Source organism: Bacillus crepusculi (genome assembly GCF_014764715.1).
Classification (GTDB): Bacteria; Bacillota; Bacilli; order Bacillales; family Bacillaceae; genus Bacillus.
The window spans coordinates 18,871-31,173 of sequence record NZ_JACXXE010000005.1 but is presented as its reverse complement, the minus strand read 5'-3'; the positions used below and the strand labels follow the sequence as shown (position 1 = coordinate 31,173).

Genomic DNA, 12,303 nt, shown 5'->3' with positions numbered 1-12,303 from the left:
CCAAGATGAGGCCTCCAATATGATACGGAACTCGTTCCCTCTTATATCAAAACGTTTATATTAGAGATGTTATTGGCAATTTGTTCATATGATATCCCAAAAATAAAAAAACCATTTCCATCATTGCGAGGAAAGGGTCTGAGATCGCATGCCTTTCACTCTTATCGCTCAAGGTGTTGTTTGTACCTTGCATCAGGTTAGCACCTTGGTTTCTCAGCATGTTCATGCCTTTTTCATAAGAAACCGGTTGCTGGGCTTCATCGGGCCTGTCCCTCCGCCAACTCGGGATAAGAGTATCCGTTCAATAAGATATCTTATCTTAAACCCTTGCGTCATGTCAATGCTTCATCGGAATTATCTCGCCTCTTTTTTCACCACATGATGAGCATCACCAAAAAGCATATTTTCTCGAAAAAATGAAAAAACACACACAAAAATATTTAATTAGTATAGACTATTATTATCAATGTGTTATACTAATCAAAACAAACAAATTCAACGGTAAAGGAAGGGTTTTTTTATGAACTCAGTGGATTTAAAAGAAGATTTGCAGTCATTGCTCTCATTAGAAAATACGCACCAAAATTTATCTGTTCCGAAACTTGTTGAAAAGATTTTGGCACGTAATGAAGGCGTTTTAACATCAACAGGAGCTGTCCGGGCTACAACTGGTGCTTACACTGGACGTTCGCCTAAAGATAAATTTATCGTCAAAGAAGAAAGCTCTGAGCATAAAATCGATTGGGGTCATGTAAACCAGCCGATCTCTAAAGACGCATTTGATCGTTTATATACAAAGGTTGTCTCATACTTAAAAGAACGTGATGAACTATTTGTCTTTGATGGGTTTGCCGGCGCTGATGAAAGATACCGTATGCCGATTACAGTTGTAAACGAATTTGCATGGCACAATCTCTTTGCAAAGCAGTTATTCATCAGACCTGATGGTTCAGCACCATCATCAAACGAAAAACCTTTCACCATCTTATCTGCACCTCACTTTAAAGCAGATCCTGAAACAGATGGAACAAACTCTGAAACATTCATTATCGTTTCTTTTGAAAAACGGACGATTCTTATTGGTGGAACAGAATATGCCGGAGAGATGAAAAAATCCATTTTCTCTGTCATGAACTACCTGCTGCCTGAGCAAGATATTTTATCAATGCACTGCTCAGCAAACGTTGGTCAAGAAGGTGATGTCGCATTATTCTTCGGTCTTTCTGGGACTGGGAAAACGACGCTTTCTGCAAGCGCAAGCCGTAAGCTGATCGGAGACGACGAACACGGCTGGTCTGGCACAGGTGTCTTCAATATCGAGGGCGGATGCTATGCGAAATGTGTGAATTTAAGTGAAGAAAAAGAACCACAAATCTACAAAGCCATCAGCTTCGGATCAGTTCTTGAGAATGTTGTGCTTGATGAAGAAACACGTGAAGCAGATTATGATGACACATTCTTTACTGAAAACACACGTGCGGCTTACCCAATCGAAATGATTGATAACATCGTGAAACCAAGTATCGCAGGACATCCATCTGCCATTGTCTTCTTAACAGCTGATGCATTTGGCGTTTTACCTCCAATCAGCCGTTTAACAAAGGAACAGGCGATGTACCATTTCTTGAGCGGTTATACAAGTAAATTAGCAGGAACTGAGCGCGGCGTTACATCACCAGAAACGACATTCTCTACTTGCTTCGGTTCACCATTCTTGCCACTTCCAGCTCATGTCTATGCTGAAATGCTTGGCAAAAAAATTGATGAGCACGGCGCAAAAGTATTCCTTGTGAACACAGGCTGGACTGGCGGCGGCTATGGTACAGGCAAACGAATGAATCTTGCTCATACAAGAGCAATGGTGCAGGCAGCGATCGAAGGGGATCTTGACAATGCCGAAATGATTACGGATGACATCTTTGGACTGCACATCCCGCTTCATATTCCTGGCGTGCCAGATGAAGTACTTCAACCTGCTAAAACGTGGGCGGACCAAGAGGCTTATCAAGAAAAAGCACACTTCCTTGCCAATGAATTTAAAAAGAACTTCAAAAAATTCAGCCATGCGGCAAGTGACATTGAAGCCAAAGGCGGACCACTCGTATAAATAAACTAACAAAAGCTGAGGAGATTCAATCCCTCAGCTTTTTTGTTAGTTCGTTGAATGTAATGACACAAGACGGTACGTCACCTTCGTGACATTGTCTGTAAGTTCCAGCTTTTCAACATGTGCTGTCCCTGTTTTTTCTCCGTCTTTCGTTTTACGCACCTCAAGCGGAATATTTAATGGATAAATGCGGTACCCTTCCTTCATGAGCTCAAACACATTTTCTTCAATTCTTGTCTCTTTTCCCTTCGTGACAATCATTGTATTAAATTCAACAGGCATTCCCATAATGAAAATCCCCCTACTTTCTATATTTCGTTATACTGTTTATTTTACCACATTTCCGCTTTTACGGCTGTGCATCCATGTCGTGAGGCGTCTGACAATCTCTCTGTTGTGCTGCGGCGGAAAGTAATGGTTGTATCCGTGAAAATACCATGTTTCCACTGACTTCCTGTGCTTGCGCAGCGCTTCTTCTAATAAATACGCATGCTCAATCGATACATTCTCGTCCTGCTCTCCATGGATGATTAAAACAGGCGCTTCAATTTGATCTACGTCATTTAAAGGCGTTCTGTCCTCATATGCCTCAGGCACCTTGTGCGGTGGACCGCCAATCACACGCTTCATCATTCTTCTCATATCTACGCGCTCTTCATAGGTAAGCTTCATATCACTGACGCCTCCCCATGTTACAAAGGAAGCGGCCTCCTGCTTCATTTCAACAGCCGTCCAAATGCCCATAATACCGCCTCGCGAAAAACCAAAGATATGAATACGATCCTGCTTTACCTTTTGATGAAGCTTCAACAGCTGAAAGGCAGCGAATGCATCTTTCCGATCCTCTCCGGCAAAATCCTCGTTCCCTTCGCCTCCTTGATTTCCTCGGTAAAAGGGAGCAAAGACGACAAAGCCCTGCGCTGCAAATTGCACGATTCGGCCAGGTCTGACCATTCCCACATTTTTAATGCCGCCTCGTAAATACAAAAAGCCGTCATAGAGACCTTCTCCGGCCGGTTCAGCGAGCAGCCCTTTGATCCGAAGTCCATCTGCCTCATAGGTCACTGTATATAAGTGAATAGAGGGATGGGGCGACGGGAATCTTCTTTTTTCCACAATCACTTGATTTCTCTCCTTTTCATCCGGTATTACGTCAATTGCTTCATGATCGCTTCTGCGACAAGCTGGCCTGATTTTGTCACCATCGGCGTGCCGCCGCCTGGATGACTTGTTCCTCCAACAAACCAAAGGCCTTCAATATCCTTCGACCGATTATTGATACGAAAGAACGCCTGCTTGAACGAATTTGAAGACATGCCATAAATGGCTCCCTGAAATGCCCCCGTTTTCTGCTGCAAATCAAGCGGGGTTTGAACCGCTTCATATTCGACAAGCTGATCCATATGAAAGAGCCCCTTTTCCTTTAATTTGGTTTTGATATGCTTTCGATACGTTTCCTTTAGCATGTCCCAATTTTGCTCTTTTGTCACATAAGGTGCATTGGCCAAGACAAAAAGGTTGCTTCTTCCTGGTCCTCCGCTTAAGGCTGGCTCTGAATGACCTGAATAACATATGTAAAGTGTCGGATCCTGCGGCAACTCTTTTTTCTGAAAAATATCCTTGAATTCTTGTTCATAATCCTCAGGAAAAAACACATTGTGATGAGACAGCTGTTCATAGACTTTAGGTACTCCTAACAAAAGAACAAAGCCAGATAACGACGGTTCAATGTTTGACAGCTTTGGATTTAAAAAGCTAGGGCGGTCTTTTTCATCAATCAAATGACGATATACAGTCAGTGCATCCGCACCTGCAATGACCTGATCTGCCTCATACATCTGCTGAGCTGTCTCCACACCTTTGATCCGCCGATCCTTCACATGAATCTTGCTTACTCGTTCATTGAGATGAATGTGGACGCCTAGTTCCTTTGCGAGTGTTTCAAATGCCTCGACTAAACGATACGTACCGCCCTTTATTCCATAAATCCCTTTTTCCCCTTCTAAATAAGCCATCATATTAAAAATAGCGGGCGCCTCGTAGGGAGATGAGCCAATGTATGTGGCATATCTCCCAAACATCGCCAACGTATGAGGATGACGGAAATATTGACGCAGCAGACGCTGAACAGATGTGAACGGTTTGACCGCAAGAAGTGCTTTTATCAGCTTTAGGTCCGCCTTATCCTTCCAAGTCAATAACAAACGATTTAAAAACTGCTCCTCTGCCATTTGAAAAAGCTTTTTCGATTCCTGTAAAAATGCACGATATTGCTTTGCATCCTGAGGACTGAACGCCGCAATTTGTGATTCCATTTGCTCAATATTCGGCGTAAACTCGACCGTATGACCATCTGAAAAAACGTTTTTGGTAAGCGGAGAAATCGGATAAAATGTCACATAATCCTCCATCCGTCTATGACAGGATGTAAACACTTCTTCAAAATACGCCTTCATTGTGATCGTACTCGGCCCTAGATCAAAAGAGTAGCCTGCTCCTTGATGACGCTGTAATTTTCCGCCTAAAGCCGCTTCTTTCTCAAGAATGGTGACCTGGACTCCGCGTGATTGCAGGCGAATTGCAGCTGATAATCCGCCAAGTCCACCGCCAATAATGATCGCTTTTTTCATTCGTACCTTCTCCCTTTCCATTCATACCCTTCTTTTTTCAGCCCAATTTTCATCGAAGCAAAGCCAATGGCAATGAGGCTCAAAATGCTCACCGGCAATAAAAAGGCCATAGCAGATGTTCTTCCATTTTCGATATCAATTGCCGCTTTGATCGACACACCGAGCCCATAGCAAAGAATGGCTAAACAGAGACTTAGGGCATCAAGCCGAATGAGTGCGATCATGAAACAAATGACGGGAACCAAATAAAGCATCGTGTATAAACAAAAGACACTGCTTAACAAAGCAATGCTTCGATTCACACCTGGGAACAAATTTTTCCGGTAGCCTTCCCAAACCTCCTGTCCATTCTCATACATTCTCATGTAGACAAACGGATGAATACTTGCGAGTGTGAACGGAAAGCCCTTTTCTTTCACCCATTTAGCCAGGGCCATATCATCAACTAGCGAATCCTTGATTGCTTCATGACCACCGATGTCTTGATAGCAATTTTTTTCAATTGCGATAAAGCCGCCATGAGCTGCGGCAAAAGCAGGGTTAGAGGATTTTCTTACCCATTTCACTGGCAGATGACAGCCAATCGTAAACATCATCATGGGCACCACAAGATGCTCCAAGGGTGTGCCTGTTTTTTGCTCTGGAAAGCCTGAAAGCATTCCCGTTTTTTGCGTGCATAACTGCTTGTACACCGCTTCAATGGCCCCTCGTTTTAGCCTGACATCAGCGTCTAAAAATAGCAGCCAATCAGAAGCTGCTGCCTCAGCAAGCTGAGAACAAGCATAGGATTTGCCAAGCCAGCCTTGCTTTAACGTCCGACCTGACTGCACGCGAATCCACGGATAGGTCTCTGCAAAGCGCTCCACAATCGCTCTTGTCTGATCTGTCGAATGATCATCTAGTACAATCAGCTCTTTCGGATAAAGACGCTGCTCAACAATCGACTGAAGACATGCTTCGATCCGTTTTTCCTCATTTCTTGCTGGAATCAGTATTGATAACGAAATGGGTTCATCTCCCGAAAAAGAGGCGGGTGTTAACACAGGAAACTGCTTCATATTCCATACAGTAAAAATAAACTGGCAGAGCAGCAGAACACTGATCACACTTAAGAGGATCGCCATGTTTTCACCCACTTTTTAAAGGAATCAAACGCATCACTAGTTGACTGGCTTGTCCTTGTCATCTGTCTAAATGCTTCGTTTGTTGAAAAATCAGGATCAGCGATGATCTGCGCTTGATGTCGGTTTAACTGCGTTTCAAGCAGGTCTCCGAGCATACGTGTCATGTCCTTGCTTCGAAGTGCGCCGCCGGATACCAAGGCATCTTCTCCGAACACAACCGATACTGTCGGCTTTTGAAATTGATTAAATGTATATTGCAAGGTCACGGGCTTCACCACGACCTGCTCAAACTGCCTCACTAAAAAAGAAGCCCCGCCTTCGAGTTCAAGCGGCCGCGTATCCTGATGCATGATTTTCCCCTGCGGAAACAGCCATACCGCCCTGCCAGCCTGCATGCTCTCTTTTGCCGTCATTAATGCTTGTTTGACACTTTTCAGATTCTCTTTATGAACTGGAAATGCCCCAAGCTTACGAAAAAAAGCATACTGCTTCAGCTGCTTCTCTTCCATCATCATGTAATGATCTAACTTAGACGTTTTTTCTGTTAAAAGAAAGATGATCAGTCCATCCCACCACGAGCTGTGATTGGCGAGATAAAGAACAGGAAGCTTCTCCTTTGGGTCCACCGAGCCTTTCATCATCACACAGCGAAAATGTTTATGAAGTAAATATCGTTCAAGATAAAGAGAAAATATTCGTCTAAATGATCGGCTTTTGTCGCTTTCTTTCAAATCGAACCCTTCCTTCACACAAGATGACAATGATCAGTGCTAAATAAAAAATGACATTGAGCCCGCCCTTTAATGCCAAAAGGCCAAAAAAGAACACCATTGCCTGATACATACGACTCGTCCAGCGCAGTGCCTTTTGATCAATCGAGACAAGCGGGAAAAGAAATGATAGTCCTGCTCCAATCATACCCCAGCTCACAAAATTCTCAAAAGGAATACCATAAAAGCCACCGCCGTCATACCACACCCAAAATTTCCGCTCAGCCGCTACTGGATCTAATATGAGGTCAAGCAAGACAATCCATATCCCCGTTTCGACGGCTCGTTTCCATTTCGACTGTTGACTGGATAAAAAAAGGCTGTTTAAAAACACGCCCACCCATGCAAAAGCAATGGTTAAAGGCACTCCTGCCACAAGAAAACCTAAAGTCGGATAATAATCATAAGCCCCGAATGGAAATCCGGTTGTGATCCCTATCCATTCAACCGTAAATGTGAGCACTCCCACAATGGCTGCCCTTTTGATCATAAACCCCCATGATCCATCAATGTTTCGGCCAATCTCTATCACGCAGCAGGCGTACAGCACAAGAAAAATCCCATTTGCAAACTGAAGCCATGCCGGCACTTCAAAAAAAACCATTAATATGAGTCCTACCAAATACCATCCAACAAATACCCAACTCACTCTATACACAAAACCGCCCCTTTATTTCTGCCAAATTCAAGTAAGCATTCATGCTTCTAGTATAGAAAAAAAGACACGTTCTATAAATAAACAATGCGCTTCTTATTTTCATCTAGGCACTCACCAAAAATCCCTTTTGACATACTTTAATTAGTGATCTAGAACAAAGGAGGCGAATTACTCTTGAATCGTTCCATCAAAGTCAGACTGGCATTCATATTCGTTGTCCTGCTCTTTATTCCATTTGTTGCCTGTAAAAAAGAACAAGAGCAGACCGTACAAGTAGCCGAGGTGACCCATTCGGTCTTTTACGCTCCCCTTTATGTCGCCCTATCAGAGGAATTCTTTAAAGAAGAAGGCTTAGAGGTAGAATTGAAAACCACTTGGGGCGGCGATAAAACGATGACAGCTCTTTTATCCGGCGGTGCTGATATCGCCCTGACCGGATCTGAATCCTCTATCTATGTGGAGGCTCAAGACACAAAAGACTCTGTCATCAACTTTGCACAGCTGACACAAACAGACGGCACTTTTCTTGTTTCAAGGGAGAAAATAACCCAATTCTCTTGGGATCAGTTGAAAGGAAAAGACTTCCTTGGACAGCGCAAAGGCGGGATGCCGCAAATGGTCGGTGAATACGTCCTGAAAAAGGAAGGCATTGATCTGAAAAAGGATCTTCGCATGATCCAAAATATTGATTTTGCCAACATTTCAGGTGCTTTCTCCTCTGGAACTGGCGATTTTGTGCAGTTATTTGAACCGACAGCTTCCTTAATTGAAAAAGAAGGCAAAGGGTACATTACCGCCTCCTTTGGAGAGGCTTCCGGGAAGGTGCCATATACCACCTTCATGGCAAAGAAGAGTTACTTAGAGGAGAACAAAGCAACAGCCGAAGCCTTTACTCGTGCCATTTACAAAGCACAGAAATGGGTAGAAGCCAAGCACCCAGAAGAAATTGCAAAAACAATCCAATCTCATTTTCCTGATACGGACCTTGATGTCTTATCAACTGCTATCAAGCGCTATAAGCAGCAGCACTCATATGCAACAGATCCCCTTCTGAATGAAGAGGAATGGAACAAACTGCAGGAAATCATGAAGGCGAGCGGTGAATTGCCGGAATTTATCCCGTACAAACAGCTTGTCGATTCATCCATTGCAAAGAAGGTCACAGATGACAAATAGAATAGGAGGTAGCACATGTCTTTCCTTCAAATTGACCATGTGACCCACACATACTTCTCTTTAAAAGAAAAAACAACGGCCATCCAGCACATCAATATGGAGATTGATCAAGGTGAATTCATCTCATTTATTGGTCCTAGCGGCTGCGGAAAAACAACCCTGCTGTCCATCATTGCAGGAATTACGCCGCCCTCTGAAGGTCGAATTTTAATCGAAGGAAAAGAACCGAATCAAAAGGAGCATCAAATCGGCTACATGCTCCAGCAAGATTATTTGTTCCCTTGGAAAACCATCAAGGAAAATGTCATTCTCGGGTTAAAAATTGCGAAACAAGATTCACATGAGGCCATTTCAGCTGCTCTTGGCTTACTGCCAAGGCTTGGGCTTGATGACGTAGAGGAAAAATATCCGAAGGAGCTGTCAGGCGGAATGAGGCAGCGGGCAGCACTCGCCCGAACGCTTGCAGTTGATCCCGGCCTGCTTTTACTAGATGAGCCATTTTCAGCGCTAGACTACCAAACCAAGCTGACATTAGAGGACCTCGTTTTTCACACATTAAAAAACTATCAAAAAACAGCCGTCCTTGTGACGCATGACATCGGCGAAGCCATTGCAATGAGTGATCGTATTTTCTTATTCTCAAAGCATCCTGGCTCTATCCAGCGAATCTTTCCCGTTCCTGATGAACTAAGGACTCTCTCTCCTTTTGAGGCCAGACAGACACCAAGCTTCCAAGAGCTCTTTCAAACGATTTGGAAGGAGCTGAAAACAGTTGAAACACAGTGACCTTTTACATGAAGCCTATCGAAAAAAGGTTCGAATGGAAAAACGCATCACACGAGTCTATCAGCTCATCATTTTCGCCAGCTTCTTTTCTCTTTGGGAGCTTGCTAGTCATTTTAGGCTGATCGATCCGCTGATTTTTAGTTCACCATCTGCGGTCTGCCAATTGTTTGTGCAAAAAATATCAGATGGTTCTTTAATGAATCATATGAGTATTACGTTGTTTGAAACGGTGCTCGGATTTCTCCTTGGAACCTTTTGCGGCATTTTGCTCGCCGCTGCCTTATGGTGGTCCACCCGACTAGCAAACGTTCTTGATCCATATTTAGTCATTTTAAATGCCATGCCGAAGGTGGCTCTCGCCCCGATTTTAATTGTTGCTCTTGGACCTGGCATGATCAGCATTGTCGCCATGGGTGCGATCATTAGTGTGATCATTACAACGCTTGTCATTTACACAGCCTTTCAAGAGGTCGATGAGAACTATTTGAAAGTAATGAAAACCTTTGGTGCAAAAAAAAGTGTGGTCTTTCGTGAGGTCATTTTGCCAGCGAGTATTCCAACGATGATCTCTGCCATTAAGGTCAATGTTGGTCTTTCTTGGGTTGGGGTCATTGTAGGAGAATTCCTTGTTTCCTCAAAAGGACTCGGTTACATGATCATATACGGCTTTCAAGTCTTCAACTTTACACTCGTATTTTTAAGTCTTTTCATTATCGCCGTATTTGCGACCATCATGTACCAGCTCGTTGAGTGGCTCGAACGCCGTTTTCTGCAAAAATAAAAAAGCACAGGGACTCTCTCCCTGCGCTTTTTAACGAATCAAACCGTTCTTTTCTAAATAAGCAAGACTTTGTCTTAAGACATCATCTTTCATAATAAAACTGAAGTTTTTATTTTTTGAGATGGATCTTGGTAAGTCTGCGAAAAGAACGGGTCCTTTCGTTTCAAAATACGTGTCTTGCTTGACAAGCCTTTCAATATCTGCGAAATAAATATTCTTCACAATGACCTTGTCTCTGCCAAGCACCTGGTATTGACCGATATACGTTAATTCACGAACAACAGCACCCGTCTCTTCTTGAATCTCTCGTATAGCGGCTTGATCTGCTTCTTCATTCGGCTCTACTTTCCCTCCTGGAAACTCATAGCCCCGATCCTCATGTTCTGTGAGCAGCCATTTTCCCTGGTAGCGGCAGATGGCCCAAACATGCTTAGGATGACTTGAAAAAGGCTTCTCTTCAAAAGAGAGCTTGACCGTATTGTGATAATAATCTTTAAATACATGCATGTGAAATCCCTCATATCCTGTCCTTGCTTCTTGTAAAACATCATACCACAGATCACATTTCTCTGAAGAATTTTTATCAAAAGTGAAACAAACGAGTGGTTCCATCTCGTCTGTATTTAAAATGAGGTATTCTCGCTAAAACCTTTTTATCATCTCCATTTTCGCCCATTTTTAATCACAAAACCTTTTACCCCTTATGACGTAAATGAATCAGTGTTTGTCCTATAACGAGACGAGGAGGAATCCAGCATGAGCCTAACAAATGGGTCAAAACAGGAAAAGAATCAGCCGCTTTCGCTGAGCAAGCATGAGAAAGAAGACGCACCTCATGAGGCGATTAAGAAACACCTCATCAAAGGGCAAAAGCTAGATTTCACAAAAGACAATCCAAATATCGACCAAATTCATATCGGGCTTGGCTGGGATTTATCTGGTCAGCCGATTGATTTAGATACGCAAGTGTTTCTCTTAAATAAGGAGGACAAGCTTGTGTCCCCGCATCACCTGATTTATTATCATCAGCAGCAAAGCTTAGACGGCGCTGTTCGTCATCTTGGTGATCATCAGTTTGGCGGAGGGTATCGAGACAATGAAATGATCATTATGCAATTAAGCAGAGTTTCACCTGATATTCATAAAATCGTCGTAACAGCGACGATACATGATGCACACAAGCGCACGCATCATTTCGGACAAGTCACCAATGCCTACCTGCGCCTTACTGATCAGGTGACCCAACAAGAGATTTGCACCTTTCAGTTAACAGAGGATTATTCGTATTGCACATCTATCATTTGTGCTGAACTAACGAGAGATCAAAAGGAATGGAAGATCACTGCCACCGGACAAGGTACCACCTTAGATTTAAACGATTTATGCCGCATCTATGGATTTACATCTTGACACAGGAAAGGAGCCGGACCAATGGGATTTCATTTCAACACGATAGAAGAACTCACCTTACAAGCAGAAGGCAATGGGGTCTTTTTTGCCAAAAAAGGCGCAATGATTGCAGACCAAGGAACCTTTCAATATCGCAAGCGATTACTTGGAACGAATAAAGGAAATATGATCAGTCAAGTATTTAACCATATCAGTAGGAAATTAACAGGTGAAAATCTTGAGATGATGGAAGTAAGTGGACAGGGTACTTGTTATTTGGCGGATTCAAGCGAGCACGTAACAGTGATTAATCTTGAGCCAAGCGGTCCTTGGCAGCATGTGAGCGTAGAAAGTGAAGATTTACTTGCCTTTACTGAGGAATGCCACTACGGCGTCACACCAGTAGGCGTTGGGATTTTATCACAGAAAGGACTGTTTACCTCAAAGCTCTCCTATCAAGGTCACGGGGCGCAGGTTGCCATTAAAACGAATGGAAACCCGCTTATTTTAAAAGCACCTTGCCGTGTAGACCCTGACGCCATTGTCGCTTGGACAGGCAAAGCACCGAAAGTCAAATTAGATGTGAATTGGAAAACCTTCATTGGACAAACGTCTGGCGAATCCTACTTATTTGAGTTCCAAGAACAAGACCAGATTGTCATTATCCAGCCATCTGAGCGCACTTCTGGCTTGCGAGTCGGTGTAGATGATAACCGCTACAAGCCTCAGAGCCAAAGCGCCTCTCATGAATTCACCAATTCACAGCAATCGCCGCAGGAAACTAGAGGCGGAATCAGTGATCTCATCGGAGGCATCTTACAGCCACGAAAATAAAAGCATGTAGAAAAATCCCTACATGCTTTCAGATGGTTGACAAGAGAA

General features: G+C 43.4%; 13 protein-coding genes and 1 riboswitch. Of the genes, 6 read left to right on the top strand and 7 right to left on the bottom strand.

Annotated features, from left to right (window positions below; all coding sequences use genetic code 11):
• Nucleotides 1-158 precede the first annotated feature (158 nt).
• Nucleotides 159-294, bottom strand: a riboswitch (SAM riboswitch).
• Between the two features lie 226 nt (nucleotides 295-520).
• Nucleotides 521-2,107, top strand: coding sequence for a phosphoenolpyruvate carboxykinase (ATP) (gene pckA / locus IEE86_RS10560; RefSeq protein WP_191097192.1), 1,587 nt, complete (start codon nucleotides 521-523; stop codon nucleotides 2,105-2,107).
• 45 nt (nucleotides 2,108-2,152) lie between these two features.
• Here pckA and IEE86_RS10555 read toward each other — a convergent pair whose 3' ends face one another.
• The 6 genes from IEE86_RS10555 to IEE86_RS10530 are packed head-to-tail and all read right to left on the bottom strand — an operon-like array spanning nucleotide 2,153 to nucleotide 7,289.
• Nucleotides 2,153-2,395, bottom strand: coding sequence for a DUF2584 domain-containing protein (locus IEE86_RS10555; RefSeq protein WP_003217584.1), 243 nt, complete (start codon nucleotides 2,393-2,395; stop codon nucleotides 2,153-2,155).
• Between the two features lie 39 nt (nucleotides 2,396-2,434).
• The gene (locus tag IEE86_RS10550) at nucleotides 2,435-3,229 is read right to left on the bottom strand and encodes an alpha/beta hydrolase family protein (RefSeq protein ID WP_191097191.1); all 795 of its coding nucleotides are present in this window, start codon (nucleotides 3,227-3,229) and stop codon (nucleotides 2,435-2,437) included.
• 26 nt (nucleotides 3,230-3,255) lie between these two features.
• Nucleotides 3,256-4,737: a phytoene desaturase family protein gene (locus IEE86_RS10545; protein WP_191097190.1), complete on the bottom strand. Its 1,482-nt coding sequence runs from the start codon at nucleotides 4,735-4,737 to the stop codon at nucleotides 3,256-3,258.
• On the bottom strand, nucleotides 4,734-5,861 hold the full coding sequence (locus IEE86_RS10540; protein ID WP_191097189.1) for a glycosyltransferase family 2 protein: 1,128 nt from the start codon (nucleotides 5,859-5,861) through the stop codon (nucleotides 4,734-4,736). Before IEE86_RS10540 ends, IEE86_RS10545 begins: the two co-directional genes overlap by 4 nt.
• A complete protein-coding gene (locus tag IEE86_RS10535; RefSeq protein ID WP_191097188.1) occupies nucleotides 5,846-6,592 on the bottom strand; it encodes a lysophospholipid acyltransferase family protein in 747 nt (248 codons plus the stop codon). Before IEE86_RS10535 ends, IEE86_RS10540 begins: the two co-directional genes overlap by 16 nt.
• Nucleotides 6,561-7,289 carry a carotenoid biosynthesis protein gene (locus IEE86_RS10530; protein ID WP_191097187.1) on the bottom strand — a complete coding sequence of 243 codons (729 nt, stop codon included), beginning with the start codon at nucleotides 7,287-7,289 and terminating at the stop codon, nucleotides 6,561-6,563. The genes IEE86_RS10535 and IEE86_RS10530 overlap by 32 nt, the downstream gene beginning before the upstream one ends.
• 174 nt (nucleotides 7,290-7,463) lie before the next feature.
• Here IEE86_RS10530 and IEE86_RS10525 point away from each other — a divergent pair, with 174 nt between their 5' ends.
• The 3 genes from IEE86_RS10525 to IEE86_RS10515 are packed head-to-tail and all read left to right on the top strand — an operon-like array spanning nucleotide 7,464 to nucleotide 10,032.
• Nucleotides 7,464-8,465, top strand: a complete 1,002-nt coding sequence (locus IEE86_RS10525; protein WP_191097186.1) for an ABC transporter substrate-binding protein — start codon at nucleotides 7,464-7,466, stop codon at nucleotides 8,463-8,465.
• Between the two features lie 15 nt (nucleotides 8,466-8,480).
• Nucleotides 8,481-9,251, top strand: coding sequence for an ABC transporter ATP-binding protein (locus tag IEE86_RS10520; RefSeq protein ID WP_191097185.1), 771 nt, complete (start codon nucleotides 8,481-8,483; stop codon nucleotides 9,249-9,251).
• Between the two features lie 34 nt (nucleotides 9,252-9,285).
• Nucleotides 9,286-10,032 carry an ABC transporter permease gene (locus IEE86_RS10515; protein ID WP_411955697.1) on the top strand — a complete coding sequence of 249 codons (747 nt, stop codon included), beginning with the start codon at nucleotides 9,286-9,288 and terminating at the stop codon, nucleotides 10,030-10,032.
• 30 nt (nucleotides 10,033-10,062) lie between these two features.
• On the opposite strand, the gene ytkD is transcribed toward IEE86_RS10515, so the two are convergent.
• Nucleotides 10,063-10,539, bottom strand: a complete 477-nt coding sequence (ytkD, locus tag IEE86_RS10510) for an RNA deprotection pyrophosphohydrolase (protein WP_191097183.1) — start codon at nucleotides 10,537-10,539, stop codon at nucleotides 10,063-10,065.
• A 249-nt stretch (nucleotides 10,540-10,788) separates the two neighbouring features.
• On the opposite strand from ytkD, the gene IEE86_RS10505 reads away from it, so the two are divergent.
• Together IEE86_RS10505 and IEE86_RS10500 are read left to right on the top strand one after the other, a co-directional pair.
• Nucleotides 10,789-11,442 (top strand): TerD family protein, encoded by a 654-nt coding sequence (locus tag IEE86_RS10505; protein WP_191097182.1) that lies wholly within the window; start codon nucleotides 10,789-10,791, stop codon nucleotides 11,440-11,442.
• 21 nt (nucleotides 11,443-11,463) lie between these two features.
• Entirely contained in the window at nucleotides 11,464-12,255 is a 792-nt protein-coding gene (locus IEE86_RS10500; RefSeq protein ID WP_191097181.1) for an AIM24 family protein, read from the top strand.
• The last annotated feature ends 48 nt before the right edge of the window (nucleotides 12,256-12,303 follow it).

What these genes read in the sequence shown, in the direction of transcription:
- pckA (WP_191097192.1), top strand. Translation starts at nt 521, where the DNA reads ATGAACTCAGTGGATTTAAAAGAAGATTTGCAGTCATTGCTCTCATTA.
- IEE86_RS10555 (WP_003217584.1), bottom strand. Translation starts at nt 2,395, where the DNA reads ATGGGAATGCCTGTTGAATTTAATACAATGATTGTCACGAAGGGAAAA.
- IEE86_RS10545 (WP_191097190.1), bottom strand. Translation starts at nt 4,737, where the DNA reads ATGAAAAAAGCGATCATTATTGGCGGTGGACTTGGCGGATTATCAGCT.
- IEE86_RS10540 (WP_191097189.1), bottom strand. Translation starts at nt 5,861, where the DNA reads ATGGCGATCCTCTTAAGTGTGATCAGTGTTCTGCTGCTCTGCCAGTTT.
- IEE86_RS10520 (WP_191097185.1), top strand. Translation starts at nt 8,481, where the DNA reads ATGTCTTTCCTTCAAATTGACCATGTGACCCACACATACTTCTCTTTA.
- IEE86_RS10515 (WP_411955697.1), top strand. Translation starts at nt 9,286, where the DNA reads ATGGAAAAACGCATCACACGAGTCTATCAGCTCATCATTTTCGCCAGC.
- ytkD (WP_191097183.1), bottom strand. Translation starts at nt 10,539, where the DNA reads ATGCATGTATTTAAAGATTATTATCACAATACGGTCAAGCTCTCTTTT.
- IEE86_RS10505 (WP_191097182.1), top strand. Translation starts at nt 10,789, where the DNA reads ATGAGCCTAACAAATGGGTCAAAACAGGAAAAGAATCAGCCGCTTTCG.
- IEE86_RS10500 (WP_191097181.1), top strand. Translation starts at nt 11,464, where the DNA reads ATGGGATTTCATTTCAACACGATAGAAGAACTCACCTTACAAGCAGAA.